This window comes from Ktedonobacter sp. SOSP1-85 (genome assembly GCF_016587415.1).
In the GTDB taxonomy this organism is placed as follows: domain Bacteria; phylum Chloroflexota; class Ktedonobacteria; order Ktedonobacterales; family Ktedonobacteraceae; genus Ktedonobacter.
Window position 1 is genome coordinate 5039841 of sequence record NZ_BNJI01000001.1, and the last position, 23545, is coordinate 5063385.

Here is a 23545-nt window from a genome sequence, read left to right on the forward strand (position 1 = left end):
ATCCTTGTGGGGTCGAGCCCACAGGTGCCGGCCCATGGGATGCCACCCAGAACGTCCCCAGACCGAGGACGAGGTGGACCAATGCGGTTAGTACAGCCAGGACAACAATTCCTATGGACAACAACCTCCACGAGAGACGTTTTTTTCTTTGCTCGGATTGGTGCAGTTCAAGTTGACTCATCTTTTTCCTCTCTCTTGGTACTGTTATTCTTCAGTCTCATGGTGTGCTGATTGGTAACGGAGGTAGACAACCCCATTCCCAAAGATTCTGGAATCAATCAGGTTGAGATTGATACTCTCTTTGAGATTCTTGAATAAGGGTACGCCATTCCCTAACACGGTAGGATGAAAGAAAAGCCGATATTCGTCGATCAATCCGGGGTCAAGATCGAGCAACGAATGGACCAACCTGGGGCTGCCGAAGATCTTCATGGTCTGGCCAGGCTGTTGCTTGAGCGCGTTGATTTGCTCAACAATATGGTCCTTGATGAGGATGGAATGGTTCCAATCGGCCGTTTCAAGTGTGGTTGAGCACACGACTTTGGTGACCTGCTCGAGCCAGTGAGCGTGCTCGATATCACCCAGTGTGCTTTCGGCATTGCCGGGAACTGTTGTCCAATATCCTTGCATTCCCTGATAGGTTTGACGTCCAAAGAGAGCGGTATCCACATCGCTCAGGAGTGCGTGAGCAGCCTGTAAAACGTCTTCGCTCATCCCCCGGAATGTCCATTCAAGGCTCCCATCCTTTGGAGATGCATACCCGTCCAACGAGACATGCATAAAGGCAGCGAGTTTTCTCATATCTTTTCTCTTTATTCCTTTTCGCTTGCTGCTCATCTTTCTAGCTATAGAGATGGTTTTCCTCATTTTCCTTCTCTTCGTCCATTGGTGAACGCTGTACGCTCTTTTGAGTGAGCAGTGATCAAGGGGAGTATACTACCGACAAGGAGAGAGTGTCTTGAAGAAAATGGCCACCACTGTCGGGCAAGTTACAGACGGGCCTATTCTCTCCCTTAGGTGCATCTCGGTTGCATCAGATCAGCCGCTTCTTGCGAGCTACCGGCTTACCACTGCGCACGCTGCAAGCCATTAAACGTGCCCAACATGCGGTAAACTTGCTACAGCAAGGCGTCTCTGTTCTCGACATGGTGGAGGAGGCTGGCTACTTCGATCAACCCCATCTGACCCGCATGCTCAAGCGCTTCATCGGACAGACTCCTGCTCAAATTGCCCGCATGGGGAAGCCTTGCGCCGGTAGCGATGAGGATCCGAGAGAGGAATTACAAGTGCCAAGAACCTTCTGTTGCGTACCAAGAGGCGCTCATTGGCAGGTAGCAGTGAAGATCCGAGATTACCTCTCAAATTCTTGCTGTTTTCTTGTGCGTTCACGCCAACCGAGCCAGACGCTCGTTTTTCGATACTGTTCATTGCCTAAGTGTGTTTGCCACTCATCATGTGTAAGCGAATGGGTCAATCGCTTATTCGCTTCGCGGATCAGATCCTCGGTACGCCATGACCAGAAGTGTGCTCCTTTGTTTTAAAAGGCAAAATGAAATCTTCAGAGTCTTTTATTCTGCTAAAAGTATGGTGCAAGAAAAAGTGTGTGTCATGTGAAAAACTGATCATAAGTGCCGAAGTTACTGCAAATGCCTATTTCAAATTCATTAAATTTGGTACTCTAGAAGCAGCATTGCGTATGAACGAATTCGTCTTGTTAACCTTTGGAACAGGAAAGGCCTCTTTCCCTTATCGCCGGCGACGATTGCTACGAAAAATCGTTTGTGGTGATACAAGTATGGCGTACTGGGAGGCAGGATGTCCCGCTTGCAATGGGGGCAGAAAGTCTTTATAGTTTTCTTTAGAGTATGTCTGCGGAGAAAAGATGTCGCTGTTTTCGCCATCCCACGAGGCGTTTCTCTTCAGTAGAGGTGCGGGAAGAGGGCATTGTTCCGCTTCCCTGGTCGAAGGGTGGTGTAGCGCTTTTTGTACTACTGCTGAAAAAGCTCATGCATAAGAGAGGAAAAAGATAGTATATCTTATAGCCTCTTTTGCCTTAAAGCGAAAAGCAGTGAGTGATAAAATGCCGAAAACAGCGGAAATGCTGGGACATCTTTTGTCGTGAGAGGGCAAAAACGTTCGTAACATCTTTTTCCAGTGCTGCTCAAAACAGGTGATAGGTGAGTAAAATGGCTTGTCAGGCCGATCGATAGGGTCGAGGAGGGCTGCTTGTGGGTTCCTGCCTTCCAAGCAGGCTGTCGCGAGTTCGAGTCTCGTCTCCCGCTTTTTGTCTATCAATCGTCCCTTTGCAAGCCGATGAGAGGCCACTTCACCAGGAAGTGACCGGTCGAGAGGCGAGCAAAGGGACGATGTCGTTTTGGTTCATACTTCCTCCAACCACATCCTGCCCTGTCGTGGTTGACATCCTGCCGCAAATCGGGGTGTCGCAAGACCCATTATAGGGAGCCCTCAGCTTCATGGGATGTGAGGTTTTGTCTCCTTCTCGGTCTGTCACGGTGCTTTCCCACTCCCTGCCTCCGCATGTCGGATACCAGCCTCTACTCGACATAGCGTGCCAACTTCTCGAGTGACGACTGTGTGCCAGTCTCATTATCCTCGGGTGGAATCCCTGGTGGAATGTCCTTGAAGAAGATCGATACGGTTGTTCCGTTGTCTTTCGCCTCAAAGGTGACCACCATGATCATTTCTCCTGAGAAGGCTGGATCAGCTGAATCAAAGGTGATCGTTTCGACGATTCTTCGTGGTGGCGTCAGTTCCGTAAATCGTGCAGTATATCCGTCTTCCCTTTCTCTTGTCTTGCCGAGAGAGGGTAACTCGGACGAAGGATAGTAGAGCGACATCTGGTATCCTCCACCAACCCGGAGATCAAAATGATGGACTTTAGCGGCCATGTCTCCAGGTGCAAGCCAGGCAGCCAGGGCTGCGGGATCAGTAAAGGCCTGGTAGAGTATCTCAGGCGCCGCTTTGATAAATTTCGAGTTGTAAGTGCTCGTACGAGCGTGTGCATCCGTCAAGAGCTTCTCCTTTCGCAAGTTCATCAAGTATGTGCTTCCATCATCATATGGGCATTTCGAGCAACTGTCAATCTGAAGACGGATTTCCCTCTTGACAAAGCACTTATAATAAGGTACCCTATTTGTATGAACGACCAAACAATACTAAAGCAGAAGCGAGGCTGGACTCACCAGGCCGATAATCGGGAACGTTTGATCGCAGCGGGTTCGACCATTCTGTCCGAGAAGGGTATTGAAGCGACAACCGTCAAAGAGATTGCTCGCCGCGCTGGCGTCTCTCCTGGTTTGTTTCATTACTATTTCGCGACCAAAGACGAGCTCTTACTCGCAATCGTCTACGAGGCAGGTGCGCGCTTTGGAGAGCAATTGATGCAAGAAATGCGTGGAGTTGCAACGGCCCAAGGCTTCTCGGAGAGGGCTATGTTCGCGGTCGCTGCCGTCACACGCCGTGATCCTACATGGTATCGTTTGCGATACGAATTGTACGCCCTTGGTTTACGCAAGGCCGCTTTTCTGCCCGCCGTTGCTCAGATGCTGGAGAAAGGCAGACAAGGCATCGCTACCACGATTCAGCAGTATACTGGGATGGATGAAGCGCAAGCGCAGGCTATTGCTGCGATTGTTCATGCGTGCACTGATGGGCTGGCGCTCCAGTACATTGCGCAGCCTGACCTGGATCTTACCGAGGCGTATCGGCAACTCCAACAACTGTTCATTGTGAAAGAATCATAAGGCCCATCATTTTTTTTGCTTCAATCTGGTTGTACGACCAAACAAATTGAGAAAGAAAAGGAGTATTAGGATGACAAACATTTCGACGACCCGGCGTGTCGTGACCACCATTAATACCTTTACCGTCGAGCCACAGCAGCAGCAGCGGGCTCTCGAACTGCTGATTGAGATAGCCAGGCAGCTTCGTGCTACCGTCCCAGGTTTCTTGTCAGCCAATTTTCATAAGAGCATCGATGGGACGCGTGTAGTGAACTATGCGCAATACCATAGCCAGGAAGCAGTGGAGGAAGTCACGATAAAAATCTTGAGAGATACTGAGAACCCACAGCTTGCTGAACTCCGCAAAATCGCAACTCCAGATATGCGCACTTATGAGGTCTGCGCTATCCTTGAAGGCGAAGACGGCTAAAGGAGGAAAATGCATGGCGAAAACATTTCGTGTCACGTTTCTTGTCCGCCTGAGCAACCTGCTCGCAACAAGTATAGCGCGTATCGGCCTGAAGGTCGGGCCAATCCAGCTCCTCACCGTACGTGGACGCAAAAGTGGTGAGCTACGTACGACCCCGGTGGCCGTTGTGAAACAGGATGGGAAGCGATATCTTGTCGCTGCATATGGAGAGGTCAATTGGGTACGCAATCTGCGAGTTGCGGGAGAGGCCACCCTCACTCTTGGTCGTTACAAAGAGGCTATCAGGGCAAGGGAACTTCCCTCAGATGAAGCGGCTCCTATTCTAAAAAACACGCTTGGGAACGGTACTTTCTTCACGCGCGATTACTTCGATGTGAAAAAAGAAGCTCCACATCAGGACTTTGAGCGCGAGGCAGTACACCATCCAGTGTTTCTCATACAGAGCGTCGGGTAGCACATAGCTTTCTTCTTCCGTTTCATATTGCGATCAAGAGCACACAAAAGGCTTGGCGGTCATCTTTCCAAGGAGCATCAAGGACGCTAAGCCTTGTGCTGATGTGTGCAGCTCACGGGTTGTGCAACGAGATGAGGAGAGCAGAAAAAAGGGCATATCGTGTTTTATTAATGTTCTCTGCTTGAGGACTTCTAAAAGCTGCTGTGTTGGCGTCAGGTCATAGGTCACCTTCACTCTCCTTTCAATTGAAGTGTATCAGGCGGGAGGCTTCACTTCTCCTTATTTGAGCATCTGCCGCAGTTCCTCAGCTTGCCCATACTCCATCCTTCCCGTCTCCACAAGAAAGCGCACAAAACGCTTGAAGCTTGTCTTCGCCGTTTTAACGTCAACTTTCTGCAAATAGGACTCGACCTCATTCGGGGTCATATCCAGCAACCCGTGCGATGGCGTCTGGCTTAACAACACGTTGGAGGCGAAATGCTGGATAGTGCTGGCGTGCTGCTCTACCATCTTCAGGCTTAAACCCGTCTGGGTGAGGTGCTTGCGAAAGGCCTGCAAGAGCTTCTCACTGCGCGCCTCTATCTGGAGACGCAGCTCATTCAGGTTCGCTGGTGCTGTGGGCAAGAGCGAAGTCAGAATGCCTTCCCGCTCTGTGGCATTGCGATAGGCTTCTTTGAGACTGCGACGAATGCCGGAGCCGAAAGAGACGTTGTAGGTGGTTAGCAAACTGTCGTAGATAATCCGCTCTTCAAAGGGTAATAAAACGGTCTGGATGTACACGGGCAGCGGGAGGATCATCGTCTCGGCCACCGAATCGGTGAGTCCTACCACTCCATAGGCACGCGCATGAGGAGCAAAGTCAGTAAGCAAGACGGTGTAGTTCTTGAGTGCGCGCACAACAAAGAAATTGCCTGCGAGCCGGTACTGCCAACTCTCTACGAGCGCCAGGTCCTCATCTGAGAGCTGGGTGGGATTTTCGGTAATGAAACGTGTGAGCAAACGGTCGTTTGCCCACAGGGCGTTGCGCACCTGCATGGCTTGCTCTGGTTGCACTGATCCCTCGGAAGGTACTGCTGGAAGCCAGGGAACCAGATGGAGTTGCTCGTTGACCCAATGCAACAAGACAAACCAGATCCGATAAAAGCGCTCTTTCTCTTGCGATGATAACTTTGCTGCCATAGCTACTGAACTCCTCTCATGCATCTTCTCCACGCACACTGCTTGTTGCTGTTTGGTCTGTTAGTACAGCGGGGTGTGCCGCACCAACTTTCCCCATGTTATATTAAGAGTAGATCATGATCATGTCAAACTGGAACTGAGAAAGGAATCATAAACCGCAGAGATGGGTGTTCAAATTTCATCCTGCCCAACGGTTGCGAGCGCTGTTTGGCTGGTTGTCGACCTACATTGGAGAGCTCTCGTCGTTCCAATGGGGAAGGGAAAGCCGGTATGAGAAAGCCGCCAAAATCGTGGATGTTTAGTCCGCGCAAAACTACATCGTCAACGTTGCCCGAAACGCTAAAGCAAGAGGTGAGCACGAAGGCCAATATGCTCATCGAGACGGTGCTCAAAGCGCGCTACATTCAACCACCACCTCAGAAGCCCCAATTCAACTACGTGGTAGATGTCTATGGGAAGTGGTATCACAGCGCTTTCTATTTCTGTGCGACCTATCACGTGCCGCATCCTGAAGCAGAAGTCTCCCATTTTGAGGTGAAATTTGCGCGCATGCGTTATGCGGGCTCCAGGCTCTTTGATCTGGCATTTATGCGTTACACTGGCCAGTGGATCGAGCCCTACTCGGCCATGACGGTGGATGAATGCCTGGCAGCCGTTCGCGATGACCCTTTCTTCACTTTTTGAGAGGGCTCTGCTTATCAGGTTCAGCCTCTACACCTTTGTGACGGTGATGGAGCCGCTACCGGTCTTGACTCGAACCTGGGCGCGCGGACCATCCACGGGCATATGCTCAAAGGCGTTGATGACCTTGCCGGAGCTGGTCGAGGCGTTGAGCGTTAGCGCGGACTGTGACGGGAGCGTCATGGAGACGGAGCCGCTACCGGTGCGCAGTTCGTACGTGCCGAGCGGGTCGAGCCCGCCGGAGTAGGTAACCGAGCCACTGCCCGTCTTGAAGAGAGTGCTTCCCGCAAGGGTCGATTGCGTAACTGTGATTGAGCCACTACCTGTCTTGATTGTGGCTCTTCCCGCAAGATTGGACTGCATGACAGTAACGGAGCCGCTGCCCGTATTCAGTTCGGCGCTACCATTCAACTCCTGAGCCGTGATGTGTCCGCTCCCGGTCTTGAGCAAGAGATTGCCTTTGACCTGATCGGCGTTTACGGAGCCGCTACCAGTGCGGGCATCGATGCGCCCTTCCAGGTCCGCGATCTCCATCCCACCGCTACCGGTGCGCAGGCGTATATCGCCCTTAAAGCCCCGCGCCTCGACACGACCCGAGCCGGTCTTCATCTGTACATCACACCCCTTCGGCACTGTAATCTCAAGCTCGAAGCTTCTCCAACCAAACTGGAAGAAGGATGCATTAGCGGCGCTCTTCATGGTGATGGAGTCGCCCTGCTGCTGGTAATCTATGCGCATCGAGTCGAGCGTCATACCGATCCCACTGGCCTTCTTCGTGGCATTGACCGTCACCACGTTGTCTTCGCTCTGCCGGATCGTGACGCGACCCGAGACGTTATTGATGTCCAGCCGCGCATGCTCCTGAATCATAAAGCTCTCCGTGGGCATGGGAAGCGTGACAACGCGCCAGTTGAGGATAGCGAGGTAAGCGCCAATACCGATCAGCAGGAGGACACCACCCCAGATCAGCCAGCCGGAGAGCAGACCCAGGACATTGCTCGCGATCAAGGCCAGGCAGAGGATGCCTATGAAGACGAAGACGCTGGAGGCGTTACGCTGCCGGGGTGCCTGGGGGTGCAGCTTCTCGCCCTCCTGAAACCAGCTATCCTGCGTGTACTGTCCCGTATAGCCTTCCTCGTACGTGCGCTCCCTCTCGTCCACGTGCGCCCCTTCCGTATAGGGCGAAGCCTGCTCGCGCGGGTCCCCGTTGACCGCACGCTCCGGTGTGACTTGTTGTTGTGACTCGTAGCCGCTTTCCTGGCTCTGCATAAATACCTTCTCTCCTCGCAGATCACGATAGATATAAAAAGATCATTGTATTATACGCCCCAAGCTCAGTCGAGGTTGTTGGTAAATGGGGTGAATATTCGGCAAACAGGCTATGGTGCCATCCAGACACGCACACTTCTCCCATCGTCACCAGAGGCAATCCTCTCCCCATCAGGCGACCAGGCCACTACATTCACATCACTGGTGTGCCCTCGATACGTCAAGATGGGGCTGCCATTTGTAGCATCCCAGACCTGCACAGTCTCATCATTGCCACCTGAAACTATCTTCTTCCCATCAGGCGACCAGGAAACAGAGTTCACGTAATCAGCATGCCCACGATAGATCACAACATGACCACCATCGGCGGCATCCCATACTCGCACCGTCTTATCTTTTCCACCAGAGGCAATCCTCTTCCCATCAGGCGACCAGGCGAGAGTATCCACACGATCTGTATGCCCACTATACGCAAAGGCTTGCTTGCCATCTACTGCATTCCAGACATAAACTGTGACCCCACCACCAGAGGCGATCTGGCGACCATCGTGGGGGGACCAGGACACTGTTTTCGCGGCCTCCAGCCCCCGCTGATAAATAGTGCGCTGTCCGCCATCCTCCGCGTTCCAGGTTTCCATTGTTCTTACTCCGGTAACGGCAATCCTCTTTCCATCAGGCGACCAGGCCACCTCCTCTACCAAATTACCATGTCCCATATACACATAGGTAAATCCATGACCACCACTGGCAACATCCCATACCCGCACTGTTTTGTCATAGCTTCCAGAGGCAATTCGTTTCCCATCGGGTGACCACGCCAGCCCTTCCACGGCACCTTTATGTTCACGATAGGTGAAGATATGGTCGCCTTTCGCTGTATCCCAAACCTGTACTGTTTTATCACCACCCCCAGAGGCAATCCTCTTCCCATCAGGTGACCAGGCAATCGCATCAACCGTATCATCATGCCCTTCATAGCTATAAAGAGTAGTTCCTCTTGATGGCAGGGTTGGAGGCGAGGATAGAGGAGGCGTCAAAGCCGGCGTGGCTGGTCGTCCATTGTGTGAGGCCACAAACCAGATGAGTCCTCCACCCACACCAACTCCTCCCCCTAGAGTCGCTAGAATCATCGCACGGCGCGAGAGGCCCTTGGCAGATGGAAGCCTTTGCTGACTCACGTTTGCCGATGGAATATCTTTCTCAAGCCTGATTGAGGGTATAGCTGTTTTCAACTCTGTTGGTGGTGTCTCCTCGCTCGATGCTGTTGATGGAGAGTCTTCATGCGAGTTTGCCGATGTAAGATCTGTTCGCAAAGACTGCACGATGCTGCCCCCTCTTGCCCGGTAAGCCTCTTGCAAGGCAAGAGCAAAGGCGTGTATGTTGTGAAATCGCTGCGCTGGATCTTTGGCAAGGGCCTTCATGACCACCTGCTCAATCTCAGGCGAGATCGCGGGGACCTTCTCACGCAGTGAAGGAGGAGAGGCAAACAAGTGCTGTGTGCAGAGTTCAGTAAACGAACCCTGAAAAGGGCGCTCTCCACAAAGCCACTCGTAGACGACAATACCTAGCGCATACTGATCACTTGCCGGAGAGAATCTGCCCTTGATCTGTTCAGGGGACATATAGGTGACAGTTCCTGCCATCCCTCTCGCTTTCTGATCATGCGAACTCTGCTCAGCTACCGCGATACCAAAGTCGCTCAAGAGCACCCGATGATGCTTGTCTAACAACATGTTTTCAGGTTTGATATCTCGATGTATCACTTTTTGATCATGCGCATATTGCAATGCCTCGGAGATTTGTTGCACATAGAAGGTAACCGTTTCTAGCGGCAGGATTGTCCCTTTAGGATGCTGCCTCCGCATGGTTCCCTCCGCAGCATAGTCCATGACAAGGAAAGGGGTGTTGTCCTCCACGCCAAATTCAAGAACGCGCACGATATGAGGATGAACTAGACGCGCAATAGTACGCGCCTCCACACGGAACTTATCAATATCATCAGGAGACAGGCGAGTATGTAGCACTTTAATAGCGGCCTGGGTGTCCAGATGGATGTGCTCACCCAGGTATACCTGGGCAAAGCCCCCTTCGCCCAACAAACTTATAAGGCGGTAATTGCCAAGACGCTGTTCTCTGCGGCTGACCCGCTCTCCCATCTAAAAATTGCGCCATGCAGGGACCCCTAGCTTTAGCCATGGGGAGGAGCATGGCGCACTCCTTTCTGTGTATACTCATAGCCATCGGATCGTTGCACACAACGCATATATTTGGGGTGAATATCGACCTTCTCCAGTCGGAATGAAGGCCGATGACGAATGGCTATCCGTCCTTCAAATGGTCCTTTGGGCGTTATGGCTTTGACCAGATCACCCGTTTGATACCCAAGAAATGTCTTTTTGCGCTCTTTGTGCTGCTTGGGGAAGCCATACTTGTCAGGCACACACATTTGCCTCCTCCCATGCCCTGTCGCTTTGATTCGCAGTGGAATGACTCCCTTCTGCAAAAGCACATCAGGCGTGCTCTTGCCTACGCAAGCGGCATCGAGCCAGTGGGTTTTGGGCAGTCCTCGCGTGCTACGATGAAACTTCGTCAATCCACCGCTCCCACACTCGATAGGCAAGCCGAGAGCTTGAAGCCGTTCTAGCAAAGCACATCGTGTGCTATTGACAGCGCTGGCATCCTTGAGTGGCTTTTTGACCTGAGCGAGAAGACGCTTGAGCACGTCAGGTTTCTTTTGCAAGAAGACGTCGATCTCCTGAGTGCCTTTGGCAGTATTGCATGCTTGGCAAGCCAAGGTAAGATTGCTTATCCTGTTCGTCCCACGACGGGCACGTGGATGGATATGCTCTATCTGAAGCGGGACCTCTTGTTTGCCACAATAGGCACACGTGCGTTCCCATTTTTCCAGCAAGTATTCCCGGACTTCATAGCCTTGCAAGGTTCCTTGCTGGTATTGCACGCCTGCAATGTCGGGATTCTCCATCAATTGCAGATCAAACTTCACAAGCTCCTGACTCAGAGCGGCAATGGGAGCATAGCGACACAGGCGAGCTACCCACGTCAGAATGTTGGCAAGGCGACTTTCTAACGAGGGTGGCAACCATCCCTTCTTCCTGCGTCGATTGTTACATCGCGGCTTGCGGTAGCGTGTTTTACGCTGCCTACGCCCCCGGCGACTTGCACGACGACTCTCAAGACGGTCTTTAATGGCATGCCCTCGATGTGAGAGTTCAGCCGCGAACACAATGTGGCCGTTGGTGTCGTTCACCAGGGCAATTCCCGTCGTTTTACTGCCCGGATCGAGCTTGAGGCGCAAGGGGTGGACCTCTGGCTGTTCTACCACCCGTTTCAGAATGATCGTAAAAGGGTATCTCCGATACACTGACGCTTTCCCCTGTGTGAGCAAAAGCCGCGCTCGTGCAGGATGGACTGGATTCAATGGTTTGTAGTCACTATCAATCACGAATACGTTGCTCAAGTTGAGCCTCTACTTTCGTAGGTGATGTTTGCCTCGTCAATGTTATGGAACGGTTTATCGTGCAACACACGCCCTTAACCCTCTAGGGATGTTTAATGTTGCACCGTAGAGGTTGGGACTGGCAACGCATCCCAACGTACCTAGTTTCGCTCCTAACGTAGTCTGTATTTCAAGACTGAGACTGGTCAGGTCCAGGCTTGCTTTCACAAGCCCCTGTCTTTAGACATGGGGTTCCTGACTCTGCTTATCCTTCAAGTCTCTTGATGAGACCAAATGCGTTCTCCACAAAAGCCAATTGTAGGGCAAAAGAGGCATATACGTCAAGAGATTTCGTTGAAGGATACTGTTCAGGCTTTGGCTTGAAGAAACATGCACACTTTTATTTTGCAGGAATATGACTCCTCTCTGCCTCCACGATGTAAATGTTGAGATTTCTCCCATGAAATGTCAACATTTACATCAGGGGTACAAAAAGGCGAGTGTTTGAGCGTTTTCTTAGAGGCGCTACATGACCTTGTGACTGAAATGACGTCTGGCACTTTCATAAGTAGAGAGAGACCCGTCCGAGGAGGGAATATGGATCCGATCACTGCCTCCATTGTTGGAGCCCTGGCAGCAGGAGCGCTGAATGGCCTCACTAAGGTAGGAGAAACGGCACTCTTCGATGCGTATACGCATCTCAAGTCCATACTCAACAGGAAATTCGGAGCCAGAAGCGGTGTCATACAAGCTCTTGCCCAACTAGAAAGCAAACTCGATTCGACTCATCGCCAGGGAGTGCTCCATGAGGAACTGACGGCTGTCAATGCGGGGCAGGATGCGGAGGTGAGAGCTGCAGTGACACGTCTGCGGATCGTGGTTCAGCAACATCAGAGTATCAGCTTAAAGAACGCATCGGTCAAGGGCTCGATCTATCAGGTAGGGGGCAACCAGTACCAGATAGGGCGTGACCAAGTGAACGTCAATGCAGGCGATCTGGTGGGACCCGGCCCCAGACGTACTGCGAGAAATGTTATCAGTCTTCTCTTAATCATCGGGGGATTGATAACGAGCATTCCTGCTGCCGGTATGCTGCCGTTCTTTGAAGCGATTGTCAATACCATGACTCAGCCTGTAGAGGGGTTCCCGGAGATGCCAGACGCTTCTAACTTCAACGCAGCCGCGAACAGCTTCGGGACAGCCGCGCACGTCATGATCTACACGACCATCGCCCTGGGCATTGTCATGGTGATCGCCGGATTCTGGATGAGGCGGAAGTTAAAACGACCCTGAGATCCAAATTGTCGATTTGTGTGCGAAACGGGGTCCCGACATTTTTACCAATATTTTCCCCACTTATATAATAAGGACAGTTATAATAGGGACAGTTATAATAGGGACAGTGTTCCAGGGTGGCAGCGAGATTGTTTCCCCACTTGTTGCCTCACATTTCCCGTCAACTGCCTGACGTTCTGAGATTTTGTAAGGGATGAGTTGTGAGATTCGTCTGATTTTTACATAGCTATACGTCTACCATTTTGCATTTTTATATTTTTAAATGTATCTTACATAAAAAAGGAGGATATTTTAGGGGTGTATAATGATGACCCAACGCAACCGCACTTTGTACTACCTCCGTCTCCACCGTTTTTGCCATTGACACCGCCACGCCCGCCGCGCCAACCCTTTGCGCCCTGGGCCTGGTACAGAAAACAATCGAAAAAGGCTCAAGGTTGCATTGGCGGCTTTATGATATTTGTAGCACTGATGCTCTGTCTCTCGTGCGCTAGCGCGATCACCCACATATTCTCGGGCAATTTACTTGCATCACAACCTTCACCCACGGTAAAGATGCAGGAAACACCAACAAAACCGTTTAGCCTAACGCCCACACCTAAACTATTGCCCACACCAACACCTACTCAACTGCCAGATCCTACGCCGACACCGGCCACGGATGTGAATGGTAACCCCTGGGGGTATGATTTCAATCCAGGGAATGTGATCACCAATCCGCCGGCTGGCTTCTGTAGGTACTTTGACTGCATATCTTCGTTCTCGAGTGGAAAGGGTTATGTGGTTGAGTGCCAGGATGGACAATATAGTAAGTCAGGTGGAAAACAGGGCGCCTGTTTGCGCAATGGAGGAGTTAGCCACATACTCTATTCTCATTAGCACAACGAAAAGCCTTCTCCTTGCAAGGGTGAGGGCTGTAGCATTGGGGATAACTGAATGATTGAAGGCCCAGATTTGCCTCCTAGCGTGATTGCAGGAAGGCGGACCAGGGCCATTTCTTTTGCTGTTTTGGGAGGCCGTGCCTTATTGGAGTGGGCGCATGTGAGCACGGTGGCTCCTTCCTCCATAAGGTACTGGACAATTCCGGCCCCAACGCCGCTGGTTTCGCCTGTCACCACGGCCCGCTTCCCGGTGAGTGTTTTTGTCATGATGTTCTCCTTTGTCTGAACACTGGTTATGGTCTGTTTGTGTCTATGTTGCAATGCTATTGCGTACCCGCGCTTTTGCGCAAAAGCGCGGGTGAACTTCCTCATGCGGAGTTGCCCATCGTAATGGGGTTTCTGTCAGTTTCGGAAGGCAGAAGCGTGCTCGGCTGCCCATTGGGCGAAGGTGAGCGCAGGACGGCCCAGAATCTGCTCCACGGCGTCCGAAGACGGTCCTGGTTGCTGAACGCGGTCGGCCCAGTAGCCAATCACCCTGTCGGGGACATCCTCAGGCAGGCCCTGGGCAAGCATGGCCTGGCGGAACTGCTCGGGGGCGACTTCTATCCAGGGCACCTCTTTGCCAATGGCCTCGCTGACCAGGCGGAGTTTGGCCTGTTGGGTGAGCGACTGCGGGCCGGTGAGCACATAGGAGCGCCCCGCGTACGCGGCATCCACCAGCACACGAGCGCTGACCGCAGCAATATCTCGTTCGTGGATGGTCGCCGTTGCTCCATCGCCGTAGACGCCCCGTACGACACCAGCCTGGCGGATCTGTGGTGCCCAGGCCAGGGCGTTCGAGGCGAAGTCAGCGCAGCGCAGGATGGTCCACTGCAAGCCAGAAGCTGTGACAGCATCCTCAACAGCCCTGAAGGCATCAGAGAAGCGCTGATACCCGCCGCCATACTCCACAGTGACAGCCGACAGCGCGACCACTCGCCGCGCGCCATGCTCGCTTGCCAGCTTGAGCAGTTCAACGGTCGCGGCCCCGGCTGTGGCATCTCCCAGAGCACGTGGGCTGATGAAGACTGTTTCAATGCCGCGCAGTGCCGCTGCCAGGGTGTGTGGGTGGGAGGGATCGCCGCCGACCACGTGCGCCCCATCGGGCAAGGCGGCAGTGGCGGGATTGCGAGTGACTGCTACCACGTTCTTTCCGCCAGAGAGCAGCAGGTTCACGACCTCACGTCCGACGTTTCCCGTCGCTCCAGTAACCAGGATCATAGCTAGTTCCTTTCTTCTATTGTTGGGTTAGGGGTTCTCATAGCGAAAGACTTCGAAGGAGAGGGCGTTTGGATGCCCGCCGCCACCAGCGCTCGTGCCTGGAACGCAATCGTCAGGGCAAGGGCAAAGAGCACGAGCGCCAGGACAGGGTGCAAGGCACCCAGCAGCGGAACAGTCGAGCTAAGCAGTGTCAAGAGGTCTGCCTGGATAAAGTAGACGCCTAACAAGGTCCAGGCGAGACGTTTCGCTGGAGGCTGGAGACGTCCCAGGTACGCCAGTAAGACCAGGAGCAGAGGGAGAAAACCGATGATATGACCGAAGGGGTCATGCGCGCCCCAGTAGCTCTGCCGAGTGAAGAGACTGAGGCCGGCGAAGAAGACCTGAACAAGAATGGCTGCTGGGAACAGCCAGGCGTCGATCATATACACCACCCGTATCCCTTTATACATGTAATTCCTCCTTCTTTTATCTGGAGAAGTAACTCTCCGATGGTTGAATATCAATCTGTTTCATGCCTCTTCCTCGAAGAGAGGCATGGTTGAAATGACCATTGCATGGTCGCCACCTATAAAGAAGGTTGAGATATCCTTTTTGGGACAGCTTTCCGGTCTGATCTCGCCTATACTAGACCTATTGGGTGTTACGAGTGGCGGGAGAGAAGACTCCGAGGATACGGCTTTGCAGTCGAAGTTTAAGTTTGAACCATTTTTGTAGAGAGTCAAATATTGGAACAAGTAATGTGCGGTAGAACCACACTATCATAGTGTGGTTCTACCGCACATCCTCTTTCGGGGAGATGCTTTTTAATAGGATAACCCATGCCCAAAGGGAAAGAGCGGTTGCTCCGAGTCATAGGGGACATCTGACTTCTGCTTGCGCACCGCTTCCATGGAGGAGGGGAGTTCAAAAGGCAGGGTACCCTGAGGGGCAACGCGACCGAAGACAACATCGAGCAGAGCTGCGTCGCTGGCCCCAAAGTTGGCCAGCAGAGCGGCGCTGTGTTCCGCGATCTCCGGCATCACGGCTGGTCGATCCAGGTAGATGTTAACGATGGTGGGAACCTGGCGCAACACGTTCAGGATGCGCGTCAGTTCCTCTTCCTTGAAATCCAGGTCGCCCGAGTGGAAGAAGTTCGCCAGGAAACCGCCACCCTTGGGAGGCTGGAACGGCGCCTGGAGGCGCAGAATGGCCAGATCGGCCTCGGCGGGCGTGGCAACCACCTCTCCATAGGCACTGGCAACGTCTGGGGCGATATTCTCAATGTAAATCTTTGGTTTGCCGCTCAGAGGCAGCGTCGGTCCGTTTGCGCCAGTAGCGTTTTTCAGCAGCACAAAGGCTTTGCGCTGGGCCAGCGCTCCAGCCGCCTGGAAGCGCTCGTTGCCAACAATCCGTTCGGCAGCATCAGGATCGACAAAGGGCTGATCAAACAGACCCAGGCGGAATTTCTCGCGCAGCAGACGGCGCACCGAGATGTCAAGCCGACTTTCAGGGATCTGCCCGCTTCTGACCAGGTCGATAATCACTTCAGGACAGGCTTCGCCGCCAAACTGGTCAACACCCGCGTCAAGAACCTTCTTGGCCTTCTCCGGGATGCTCAGGTGCTCAACGCCCCAACTGCGCGCCGGGAAAGGCTCGCCCATCATATCCGCGTCGGTAAGCAGCCCCCAGTCGGTGCACACAATCCCATCAAAGGCATATTTCTGGCGCAACAAACCGGTGATGACATCTTTGTTGAAGCCAAAACCAACCTCTTCAATGGGCAAACCCACTGGCATACCGTAGTAAGGCATAACCTGGGAAACGCCTGCCGCAAAGGCATCTTCAAAGGGCTGGAGGTGATAGTCAAAGTTGTTGCCAGGATAGACCTGCTCGCGTCCATACGTGAAGTGCGGGTCCTCACCATCTTTCTGGGGACCTCCGCCAGGAAAGTGCTTGACCATGCAGGAGACGCTCTCCGGGCCAATGCGCTCACCCTGGAAACCGCGAATATACGCGGCGGTCATCTTGCCGGAACGCTCCGCATCCTCGCCAAAGGTCCCGTTAATGCGCGCCCAGCGCGGTTCTGTCGCCAGGTCGGCCATGGGGTGAAGTGCCACGCGGATACCCACCGCTGTGTATTCCTGGCGTGCCATATCACCAAACTCCTCCACCAACGCGGGATCATTGATGGCAGCCAGACCCAGCGGCTCAGGCCACTGCGAAAAGGCGCCGGCCAGAAAACTGGCCCCGGGATTGCTGCTAAAGGCGTGGCGTGGATCGGTGGAAATGGTCACTGGAATGCCCAGGCGCATATCCCCGGCCAGGGCCTGGAGTCGGTTGTACCATTCCGCGATCTGTCTGGGGGCAGAGGCGTAGAGTATGTTGAAATGATTCATCAACTTCCGAGACACCATCTCAGTCGTCGGCTCCGTCGGGAAATCGCCTCCGCCCTCGTTTAACGTCCCATCGGGATTCATCGCAATCATGGTCTGGAAGAGCATTCCCGCTTTCTCTTCCAGCGTCATCTGTCCCAGTAGATCCTCCACGCGCTCCTCAATGGGCACACGGGGATCTTCATAGGGGTCCAGGCGCCCGTTTTTGTTCAGATCGCGATACGCGAAACCATCATCAGTAGAGAGTGTTTGTACAGACATGTGCTTCTTTTTCTCTTTTCTGCTAGTTCTGCGTCTTATCGCACAGAACGGATGGGACGCACACAAAGCGCGCCGATGACGACGAGCACCAGGGCAGCGCCATATCTCCACCACCCGTCTTGTCGAGCTCTTGTGCTGTCTGACCTGCATCAGAGGATGAAGCGCTCTGGAATGAAGAATCCATCGTTGAGACTCCTTTTTGAAGACGCTGAACCCGGCTTGCCAACTCATCGGTGAGGGCCTCCAGCATCGTTCCCGCCTTTACTTATTCGTATAAGTTGGAGTATAATCTGGGAAAATCCAGAAGTCAAGAGGCTGAGTTAAAGGAAGATCGAAGACATGAGAGGCGAGCAGCGTAGAACCAAAAGTGTCGATGTGGCGCGGGAAGCTGGGGTATCGCAAGCCACCGTCAGTTATGTGCTCAATAATGATCCGCGCCAGCGTATTCCAGAGGAGACGCGGATCAGAGTGATGGAGGCCGCGCGCAAACTGGGCTATCAACCATACGCGCCAGCTCGTTCGCTGCGCTCGGGAAAGAGCAAAATCGTGCTGGTTGTCTGGCCAATGTCGGTCGTTGAGGCAGCGATCTCTCAAATGATTGAAGAACTGGCAGCGGCAGTGGCAAAAGTGGGCTTCAGCCTTGTCTGGCAGGTGGGCTTCTCCACTGAACAGGAGCACCTGTCAGCTAACCTCGCGCCAGCGGTCGTGGTCGGGATGGTCGATGAAAACGATGTGGCTGCAGTTGCCAGCCTCCAGCGTTTTCACGCCCCGATTATTACTTTGGGGAATCGGGACTGGATTAACGCAGGCACGCGCGCGCAGGTGGCGTACCTGCTGAAGCTCGGTCCGCGTCCTATTGTCTATGCTGCCACAGAAAAGGCGCAACTGCAGCATCTCTCGCGCACGCGCCAGGAAGCCGTGCAGCAGATGTGCCGCGAACATGGCCTGCCCGAACCGCGTATAGTGACCATCTCCCAGACGCGCGAGAAGGCGCGCCAGCAGCTTTCGGATCTCCTGGCAGTGCAGTCTCCGCCGTTCGCGGTCTGCGCATACAATGACGACGTGGCCTTTGCCACCCTGGCCGCGCTCTCCGACCTCAACATTGCCGTGCCGGAAGCGGTCAGCGTCATCGGTCACGACAATACCATGATTGCCGAACTGAGTATTCCTCCGCTCACCACCATCGGCCTCGAAAATCCCAACCTGACCGAGCACCTGATCGCGAGCGTTGTCTCCGTCTGCCAGGGTGGTCCTGTTCTGGAGACCGGCACCTTGCAGGCAAAGGTCGTCGTGCGAGCCTCGGCATAGGCGTGCTACTCAGCGTGGCTCTCGCGCTGGCATGATTTTCTAGCAGCTGATAAGTTTTTGTGAGCGAAAATGGGCTATCTATAGCAACATATTACATGGACATTTATCCCTATTCATGATAAAATTATCCCATGAGACTGAGCCAATATGCGAAAAAAATGTCTGTGAGCTACAAGACGGCTTTCCGGTGGTGGCAAGCTGGGCGATTGGATGCCTATCAACTGGATACAGGCACGATCATTGTTCGTGACCCGAAACCCGAACAAGAGACTCCCCAAGGCATTGCTTTGTATGCTCGCGTCTCCACCACAGGACAAAAAGCGGACCTGGAGCGCCAGGTGGAGCGGCTGAAGACCTATGCTGCCAGCCGTGGCTATCAGGTGACCAAAATCGTGCAGGAAATTGCTTCAGGCATGAACGATTCGCGCCCCAAGCTGCTCAAGCTCTTGACTGACCCGCAGATTGGTAAGATTATCATTGAGCATCGAGATCGTTTAACCCGATTCGGTTTTGTCTACATTGACCAGCTTTTCCAGATGCAAGGGCGTACTGTTGAGGTGATGTTTCCCACAGAGACCCAGCCCGATCTCGTTGACGACTTTATCGCGGTGATCGCTTCGATGGCCAGTCGCATCTATGGGCGAAGACACTCCAAAGAACGAGCGGAGAAAATTCAGCAGTGCGTGGAACAGGTCATGAAACAGGAGCCAGCCTCATGACAGTTTTTGACCCGGAGCAAGCCAAGAGACAGTTTATTGAACTTCACGACAGACGCGATCGAGAAATTGATCAGCGGCCTGATCTTCAGCGCTTGATGGATCGAGGCCATTACAATTTCACGGTGGATGCTGATTACTCCATTCGAGAGCTTCAAAACGAAGCAGAACGTAACGGCTATTATCTGGATGTGGAACTGGATTTCCAGGCCATGAAGAAAACCTATATCTGTCGCCAAATGACACCTGAAGAGTGGGAGCAGTATGTGGAGTGGGAGAAAGAGGAATAAAGCCTGTATGAAGATCACCAGGGGATACAAGACGGAACTCGATCCGACGGTGAAGCAACAGATCCTTCTCTCTCAATGCGCGGGGGTAGCTCGTTATGCCTACAACTACGGTCTTGCTCGGAAAAAAGAAGTCTACGCGACGACAGGGAAGCGCATCTCTGCGATTGATCTTCAGAAGGAACTGACCGCCCACAAACACACCGATCTCCCCTGGCTCAAAAAGGTTTCCAAGTGGATTTATCAAAATGCCCTGCGTGACCTGGATCAAGCCTTTGACAGCTTCTTTCGGCGTCTCGGGGAGCGCAAAGCCGGGAAGAAGCACCAAAGTCTGGGCTTCCCGACCTTCAAGAAGAAGAGCGAGGGAATTGGCTCCTTCCGTCTCGATAAGCCTATTTACGTCTTTGAAGACAGTATCCAACTGCCCAAACTCGGAACCATTCGCCTCAAAGAACACAGTTATATCCCGACTTCTGAAGTGAAAGTCCTCTCCGCGACCATCAGTGAACGAGCAGGCAGGTGGTATGTTGCGGTGCTGGTAGAAGAGCATGTGCCTGAGCCGGTTTCGGCTCTCAGGGCACCTCTGGGTGTCGATCTCGGTATCACGTCGCTCGCGGTCTGCTCGGACGGTCGCCCACCCATCAAAAGCCCCAAAGCCCTTAACGCCTCCCTCAAATGCCTCAAGCGTGCGCAACGTCATCTGTCGCGTTGCAAAAAAGGATCAAACAATCGTGAGAAGGCTCGCCACCGGGTAGCAAAGCTGCACGCTCGTATTGCCAATATTCGTGAAGATGCCCTGCACAAAGCCACCAGTTCGATTGCACATGCCCCACTTACCAAAGAAGAGCGGAGCACCCTGCAGACCTCGCTGACTTCTCTTCTCCCCGAAGCGAAAACCAAGCCAGAGCAAAAGAAAGTCAAAAAGCAGGTGAAAAAGGTGCTGCACCGAGCTACCGAGGCGAATGCCCCACGCCGTCCTCAGGTGATCTGCCTGGAGGATCTTAACGTAGAGGGCATGAAGCACAATCGAAAGCTTGCCCGCGCTATCAGCGATGTGGGCATGGGTGAATTTCGTAGGCAAATGAAGTACAAAAGTGCATGGAATGGGGAGCACCTCATCTTTGCAGATCGCTTTTTCCCATCCTCCAAGCAATGTCATGCTTGTGGCTGGAAATGGGAAGACATGCAGCTTTCAGATCGCATCTTTCTTTGCCAGAACCCCGCCTGTTCGCTGCATCAGGTTCCTCAAGATCGGGATAGCAACGCCTCACAGAACCTTGAGAAACTGGCAAAAGAAGAATCAAGCGCTTTAAAGAATATTGTCAACGGTGAGTTGCACCGGACGTAAAATGCTTGTGGACGGGCGGAGCGCTGGCTGAGTGGCACCACTCAGTGAAACTCTCCCGGTTGAAGCAAGAACTGGACCGTGGGTGTCCTAGATGTCCACACCCCAGACAACGGATGGGTATTGACGGTTGAGGTCAACCGTTAGGGGCGCCTTGTCACCTGGTTCTTCCCCAACAAAGCTGAACAACTCCTTCTCGCAATCACCCGAAGAGGTGAAGACAGCATCCCTGTTGGCCAGATATACTGTTTTTTATCTCAGGAATAAGAATGTAGTAGAGAGGGGTTATAAATCAGGAAAGCATTAGATTATTTCCGCAAGAAGGATATTGTCCCTCACTGAAAAGGGAAGAATAAAATATATGCAGACAACACACTTTGATAATGCGACTACTCCCACTCTTGAAGAGGCGGTGCTGGTGGAACCCGGTGTGGTTCCTCCTGGCAAACAGACAAGATCTATTACTCTTGCTCTGACCTTTCTCATAGGGTGCGTCACCTTAATCATGACCGGGTTTGCGATTATCATCCCCGTCTTTCCCCAGCGTTTGCAAGCGTTGGGGCTGGGACCTGAGACGCTGGCGTTAATGGAAGGTGCCTTTGGTCTGGGCATGTTCCTCTTTAGCACACCAATGGGAACATGGGCGGGTCGTATTGGTCGTAAACCTATTCTCTTTATCTCGTTAGCTGGTTTTATTGGCACGAATATCGCTCTGGCATTTGTGAATGTGCCGCTGTTGTTTATTCTCATTCGCTTTGTCGAGGGCATGCTGATATCTGGTCTGATGCCTGTGGCGATGGCGATGATTGGCGATACCATTCCGTTGGAGCGACAGGGGCGCTGGATTGGTTTTGTCACGACGGCCCAGGCGGTTGGGATTGCCCTGGGACCCGGAATTGGCGGCTTCCTCTACCAATCGTTGGGTTTTACCAGCCCATTCCTGTTCTCAGCCGGAATTGCGTTGGCGGCTTCGCTCCTGGCAATCTTTATGGTGCCCGAAACCTTGCCGGATGCGGTGCGGCTAGAGGCCCGGCAACCAAAGGTAAAGTCGGGGTCAATCACGAGCAACAAGCAAGATTTGAGTCTTCTTGGCCTGGTCTTGCTCTTCCTGCCATTCCTGGTGATCGATTTTGGCATGATCTTCACCTATCCATTTGTCTTTCCGCAATACCCCTTCTTCTTTGAAAAGGTCCTGCACTATAGCGCGGCCCAATATGGCATCATTATCAGCACCTATGGGCTGGCCCTGGCCGTGTTCCCGCTCTTCCTGGGTCGTCTGAGCGAGACCCTGCCGAAGAAGCCACTCATTGTGATTGGGAGCTTGCTCTTTGGCGGCCTGAACCTGTTTATGTTTGCGGCCCCCTTCTATCCGCTGCTCCTGCTGGGCTCGGTACTGGGAGGGCTGGGAAGTGCCCTGGTGCAGCCAGCGATGGGCAGCATCTATCTGGGTGCTACGACCGATAAGAATCGCGGCCAGGTAATGGGGATACGTGGCTCAGCCATTTCTCTGGCCGTGATGCTTGGCCCGCTGACGCAAGCGCTCGTCGGACACTGGATCACCCCGCAGACGACCTTCGCCATCGGTGTCGCCTTATCGTTAGGCATGGCTGGAGTGGCGTTTGCCTTGTTGAAGAGCCCACAACAGACTACGGAAGCATAACTATCTTTGAAACAGAGAGAACCATGACAAAAGAACAATTGCTCGACCTGATAGAGGCGCTTGGCTTGATTGACCTGGGGGATGCCATCGCCTACCTGGACCCAGATGGAGCGGTCGAAGCGCTCCTCATTACCGAGAAGGAGCCACAAACGATGTGTGCGTGAGGTAGGTGCGATGGTAGGACCATGCCTGTGGGCATGGTCCTACCATCGCACCTACCTTACTCCCATGTCTTATCAAGTTGGGGGGCGTAGAACAAGAGCGCTCGCTTGTAGCGCAAGAGATTCTCGTCGGCGGTCGTCTCCGCGAGCTGGGTTAGAAGGAGTTCCACTGATTCGCTGTACTGCCGGGCATTGTAGAGAGCCATTGCCAGGAAGACAGGGAAGGCGCGATTATGCGGGAACTCCTTTATCCCACGTTTGAAAGTTTCGATTGACTGGTCGTATGCTCCCAACGCCCGGTAGGTGCTCCCCAGGCCCAGTAGTGCCCCTTCCAGGTTAGCGCCTGCAAGCCCCTGCTCAATGGCCTGGACGTAAAAAGGAACCGCCTCATGCTCCAGTCCTAAATTATCATGCACCCAGGCAGTCTGATAATTAATCTGAGGATCATCGGGAGCGGCGGCAACCAGGTCCAGCAGGATCTCGCGGGCCTCTTCGGCATGCCCAGTCTCGCGGAGGTGAATTGCTTGCTGTAAGCGATCGTGCATCGTCATATGCGTATATGCCCTTTTTAACTCGAAGTGTCTAGGAGAAATGTACTTAAGAGGTTAACCATACGCGCGAGCAATGCCATCTGTCAAGCGGGCCCTGAAAATTAAGTTGTGCGCAATCCTATTGACAACTCCATATTTAGAGAGTAGTCTTTTCTATACAGGATTACAGTTGAACTTTGCCTTTTGTAAAAAAGATGGCTTTGTACAGTGATAGTGATAATGGCTATCCTTTGT

The 23545-nt window shown here is 53.1% G+C and carries 24 protein-coding genes; 12 read left to right on the forward strand and 12 right to left on the reverse strand.

The window, feature by feature from the left end; genetic code table 11:
• Positions 1-204 precede the first annotated feature (204 nt).
• Complete coding sequence (locus KTE_RS21030; RefSeq protein ID WP_201384312.1) at positions 205-801, reverse strand: dihydrofolate reductase family protein; 597 nt, start codon at positions 799-801, stop codon at positions 205-207.
• 227 nt (positions 802-1028) lie between these two features.
• Between KTE_RS21030 and KTE_RS21035 the strand changes: the two genes are divergently transcribed.
• Positions 1029-1541 (forward strand): AraC family transcriptional regulator, encoded by a 513-nt coding sequence (locus KTE_RS21035; protein ID WP_255552919.1) that lies wholly within the window; start codon positions 1029-1031, stop codon positions 1539-1541.
• A 1014-nt stretch (positions 1542-2555) separates the two neighbouring features.
• On the opposite strand, the gene KTE_RS21040 is transcribed toward KTE_RS21035, so the two are convergent.
• Positions 2556-3032 (reverse strand): SRPBCC domain-containing protein, encoded by a 477-nt coding sequence (locus KTE_RS21040; RefSeq protein ID WP_201384314.1) that lies wholly within the window; start codon positions 3030-3032, stop codon positions 2556-2558.
• Positions 3033-3158: 126 nt separating this feature from the next.
• Here KTE_RS21040 and KTE_RS21045 point away from each other — a divergent pair, with 126 nt between their 5' ends.
• The 3 genes from KTE_RS21045 (at position 3159) to KTE_RS21055 (ending at position 4627) form a co-directional block, all read left to right on the forward strand.
• Positions 3159-3764: a TetR/AcrR family transcriptional regulator gene (locus KTE_RS21045; RefSeq protein WP_201384316.1), complete on the forward strand. Its 606-nt coding sequence runs from the start codon at positions 3159-3161 to the stop codon at positions 3762-3764.
• 70 nt (positions 3765-3834) lie between these two features.
• Positions 3835-4173 (forward strand): antibiotic biosynthesis monooxygenase family protein, encoded by a 339-nt coding sequence (locus tag KTE_RS21050; protein WP_201384318.1) that lies wholly within the window; start codon positions 3835-3837, stop codon positions 4171-4173.
• Between the two features lie 13 nt (positions 4174-4186).
• Positions 4187-4627 (forward strand): nitroreductase family deazaflavin-dependent oxidoreductase, encoded by a 441-nt coding sequence (locus tag KTE_RS21055; RefSeq protein WP_201384326.1) that lies wholly within the window; start codon positions 4187-4189, stop codon positions 4625-4627.
• A 279-nt stretch (positions 4628-4906) separates the two neighbouring features.
• Here KTE_RS21055 and KTE_RS21060 read toward each other — a convergent pair whose 3' ends face one another.
• The gene (locus KTE_RS21060) at positions 4907-5806 is read right to left on the reverse strand and encodes a hypothetical protein (protein ID WP_201384328.1); all 900 of its coding nucleotides are present in this window, start codon (positions 5804-5806) and stop codon (positions 4907-4909) included.
• 270 nt (positions 5807-6076) lie between these two features.
• On the opposite strand from KTE_RS21060, the gene KTE_RS21065 reads away from it, so the two are divergent.
• On the forward strand, positions 6077-6490 hold the full coding sequence (locus KTE_RS21065) for a hypothetical protein (protein WP_201384330.1): 414 nt from the start codon (positions 6077-6079) through the stop codon (positions 6488-6490).
• Between the two features lie 27 nt (positions 6491-6517).
• Here the strand turns inward: KTE_RS21065 and KTE_RS21070 are convergent, their stop codons facing one another.
• The 3 genes from KTE_RS21070 to iscB form a co-directional block, all read right to left on the reverse strand.
• Entirely contained in the window at positions 6518-7756 is a 1239-nt protein-coding gene (locus tag KTE_RS21070) for a DUF4097 family beta strand repeat-containing protein (RefSeq protein ID WP_201384332.1), read from the reverse strand.
• Between the two features lie 110 nt (positions 7757-7866).
• Positions 7867-9912, reverse strand: a complete 2046-nt coding sequence (locus KTE_RS21075) for a serine/threonine-protein kinase (protein ID WP_201384334.1) — start codon at positions 9910-9912, stop codon at positions 7867-7869.
• A 32-nt stretch (positions 9913-9944) separates the two neighbouring features.
• Positions 9945-11234, reverse strand: coding sequence for an RNA-guided endonuclease IscB (gene iscB, locus KTE_RS21080; RefSeq protein ID WP_201384336.1), 1290 nt, complete (start codon positions 11232-11234; stop codon positions 9945-9947).
• Between the two features lie 576 nt (positions 11235-11810).
• On the opposite strand from iscB, the gene KTE_RS21085 reads away from it, so the two are divergent.
• Positions 11811-12506, forward strand: a complete 696-nt coding sequence (locus tag KTE_RS21085) for a hypothetical protein (protein WP_201384338.1) — start codon at positions 11811-11813, stop codon at positions 12504-12506.
• Between the two features lie 878 nt (positions 12507-13384).
• On the opposite strand, the gene KTE_RS21090 is transcribed toward KTE_RS21085, so the two are convergent.
• The 5 genes from KTE_RS21090 to KTE_RS21110 all read right to left on the reverse strand — a co-directional run bounded on the left by KTE_RS21090 (position 13385) and on the right by KTE_RS21110 (position 17467).
• Positions 13385-13657 (reverse strand): SDR family NAD(P)-dependent oxidoreductase, encoded by a 273-nt coding sequence (locus KTE_RS21090; RefSeq protein WP_201384340.1) that lies wholly within the window; start codon positions 13655-13657, stop codon positions 13385-13387.
• Between the two features lie 135 nt (positions 13658-13792).
• Positions 13793-14650 carry an NAD(P)H-binding protein gene (locus tag KTE_RS21095; protein ID WP_201384342.1) on the reverse strand — a complete coding sequence of 286 codons (858 nt, stop codon included), beginning with the start codon at positions 14648-14650 and terminating at the stop codon, positions 13793-13795.
• Positions 14651-14652: 2 nt separating this feature from the next.
• Positions 14653-15099 carry a DUF6220 domain-containing protein gene (locus KTE_RS21100; protein ID WP_201384344.1) on the reverse strand — a complete coding sequence of 149 codons (447 nt, stop codon included), beginning with the start codon at positions 15097-15099 and terminating at the stop codon, positions 14653-14655.
• Positions 15100-15453: 354 nt separating this feature from the next.
• The gene (locus tag KTE_RS21105; protein ID WP_201384347.1) at positions 15454-17283 is read right to left on the reverse strand and encodes a glycoside hydrolase family 3 protein; all 1830 of its coding nucleotides are present in this window, start codon (positions 17281-17283) and stop codon (positions 15454-15456) included.
• 22 nt (positions 17284-17305) lie between these two features.
• Positions 17306-17467 carry a hypothetical protein gene (locus tag KTE_RS21110; protein ID WP_201384349.1) on the reverse strand — a complete coding sequence of 54 codons (162 nt, stop codon included), beginning with the start codon at positions 17465-17467 and terminating at the stop codon, positions 17306-17308.
• Between the two features lie 155 nt (positions 17468-17622).
• Between KTE_RS21110 and KTE_RS21115 the strand changes: the two genes are divergently transcribed.
• The 6 genes from KTE_RS21115 to KTE_RS21140 all read left to right on the forward strand — a co-directional run bounded on the left by KTE_RS21115 (position 17623) and on the right by KTE_RS21140 (position 22763).
• Complete coding sequence (locus KTE_RS21115) at positions 17623-18591, forward strand: LacI family DNA-binding transcriptional regulator (protein WP_201384351.1); 969 nt, start codon at positions 17623-17625, stop codon at positions 18589-18591.
• A gap of 131 nt (positions 18592-18722) precedes the next feature.
• The gene (locus KTE_RS21120; protein WP_201384353.1) at positions 18723-19310 is read left to right on the forward strand and encodes an IS607 family transposase; all 588 of its coding nucleotides are present in this window, start codon (positions 18723-18725) and stop codon (positions 19308-19310) included.
• Positions 19307-19597 (forward strand): hypothetical protein, encoded by a 291-nt coding sequence (locus KTE_RS21125; RefSeq protein ID WP_201384355.1) that lies wholly within the window; start codon positions 19307-19309, stop codon positions 19595-19597. Before KTE_RS21120 ends, KTE_RS21125 begins: the two co-directional genes overlap by 4 nt.
• Positions 19598-19604: 7 nt before the next feature.
• Positions 19605-20942, forward strand: a complete 1338-nt coding sequence (locus tag KTE_RS21130; protein WP_201384357.1) for an RNA-guided endonuclease TnpB family protein — start codon at positions 19605-19607, stop codon at positions 20940-20942.
• A gap of 358 nt (positions 20943-21300) precedes the next feature.
• Positions 21301-22599 (forward strand): MFS transporter, encoded by a 1299-nt coding sequence (locus KTE_RS21135; RefSeq protein ID WP_201384359.1) that lies wholly within the window; start codon positions 21301-21303, stop codon positions 22597-22599.
• Between the two features lie 23 nt (positions 22600-22622).
• The gene (locus tag KTE_RS21140; RefSeq protein ID WP_201368937.1) at positions 22623-22763 is read left to right on the forward strand and encodes a hypothetical protein; all 141 of its coding nucleotides are present in this window, start codon (positions 22623-22625) and stop codon (positions 22761-22763) included.
• 56 nt (positions 22764-22819) lie between these two features.
• On the opposite strand, the gene KTE_RS21145 is transcribed toward KTE_RS21140, so the two are convergent.
• Complete coding sequence (locus KTE_RS21145) at positions 22820-23311, reverse strand: tetratricopeptide repeat protein (RefSeq protein WP_201384361.1); 492 nt, start codon at positions 23309-23311, stop codon at positions 22820-22822.
• Positions 23312-23545: the final 234 nt, after the last annotated feature.

What these genes read in the sequence shown, in the direction of transcription:
- KTE_RS21125 (WP_201384355.1), top strand. Translation starts at nt 19,307, where the DNA reads ATGACAGTTTTTGACCCGGAGCAAGCCAAGAGACAGTTTATTGAACTT.
- KTE_RS21085 (WP_201384338.1), top strand. Translation starts at nt 11,811, where the DNA reads ATGGATCCGATCACTGCCTCCATTGTTGGAGCCCTGGCAGCAGGAGCG.
- KTE_RS21115 (WP_201384351.1), top strand. Translation starts at nt 17,623, where the DNA reads ATGAGAGGCGAGCAGCGTAGAACCAAAAGTGTCGATGTGGCGCGGGAA.
- KTE_RS21105 (WP_201384347.1), bottom strand. Translation starts at nt 17,283, where the DNA reads ATGTCTGTACAAACACTCTCTACTGATGATGGTTTCGCGTATCGCGAT.
- KTE_RS21075 (WP_201384334.1), bottom strand. Translation starts at nt 9,912, where the DNA reads ATGGGAGAGCGGGTCAGCCGCAGAGAACAGCGTCTTGGCAATTACCGC.
- KTE_RS21095 (WP_201384342.1), bottom strand. Translation starts at nt 14,650, where the DNA reads ATGATCCTGGTTACTGGAGCGACGGGAAACGTCGGACGTGAGGTCGTG.
- KTE_RS21045 (WP_201384316.1), top strand. Translation starts at nt 3,159, where the DNA reads ATGAACGACCAAACAATACTAAAGCAGAAGCGAGGCTGGACTCACCAG.
- KTE_RS21120 (WP_201384353.1), top strand. Translation starts at nt 18,723, where the DNA reads ATGAGACTGAGCCAATATGCGAAAAAAATGTCTGTGAGCTACAAGACG.
- KTE_RS21065 (WP_201384330.1), top strand. Translation starts at nt 6,077, where the DNA reads ATGAGAAAGCCGCCAAAATCGTGGATGTTTAGTCCGCGCAAAACTACA.
- KTE_RS21055 (WP_201384326.1), top strand. Translation starts at nt 4,187, where the DNA reads ATGGCGAAAACATTTCGTGTCACGTTTCTTGTCCGCCTGAGCAACCTG.
- KTE_RS21140 (WP_201368937.1), top strand. Translation starts at nt 22,623, where the DNA reads ATGACAAAAGAACAATTGCTCGACCTGATAGAGGCGCTTGGCTTGATT.
- KTE_RS21050 (WP_201384318.1), top strand. Translation starts at nt 3,835, where the DNA reads ATGACAAACATTTCGACGACCCGGCGTGTCGTGACCACCATTAATACC.
- KTE_RS21060 (WP_201384328.1), bottom strand. Translation starts at nt 5,806, where the DNA reads ATGGCAGCAAAGTTATCATCGCAAGAGAAAGAGCGCTTTTATCGGATC.
- KTE_RS21090 (WP_201384340.1), bottom strand. Translation starts at nt 13,657, where the DNA reads ATGACAAAAACACTCACCGGGAAGCGGGCCGTGGTGACAGGCGAAACC.
- KTE_RS21145 (WP_201384361.1), bottom strand. Translation starts at nt 23,311, where the DNA reads ATGACGATGCACGATCGCTTACAGCAAGCAATTCACCTCCGCGAGACT.
- KTE_RS21135 (WP_201384359.1), top strand. Translation starts at nt 21,301, where the DNA reads ATGCAGACAACACACTTTGATAATGCGACTACTCCCACTCTTGAAGAG.
- KTE_RS21100 (WP_201384344.1), bottom strand. Translation starts at nt 15,099, where the DNA reads ATGTATAAAGGGATACGGGTGGTGTATATGATCGACGCCTGGCTGTTC.
- KTE_RS21030 (WP_201384312.1), bottom strand. Translation starts at nt 801, where the DNA reads ATGAGAAAACTCGCTGCCTTTATGCATGTCTCGTTGGACGGGTATGCA.
- KTE_RS21110 (WP_201384349.1), bottom strand. Translation starts at nt 17,467, where the DNA reads ATGGATTCTTCATTCCAGAGCGCTTCATCCTCTGATGCAGGTCAGACA.
- KTE_RS21070 (WP_201384332.1), bottom strand. Translation starts at nt 7,756, where the DNA reads ATGCAGAGCCAGGAAAGCGGCTACGAGTCACAACAACAAGTCACACCG.
- KTE_RS21130 (WP_201384357.1), top strand. Translation starts at nt 19,605, where the DNA reads ATGAAGATCACCAGGGGATACAAGACGGAACTCGATCCGACGGTGAAG.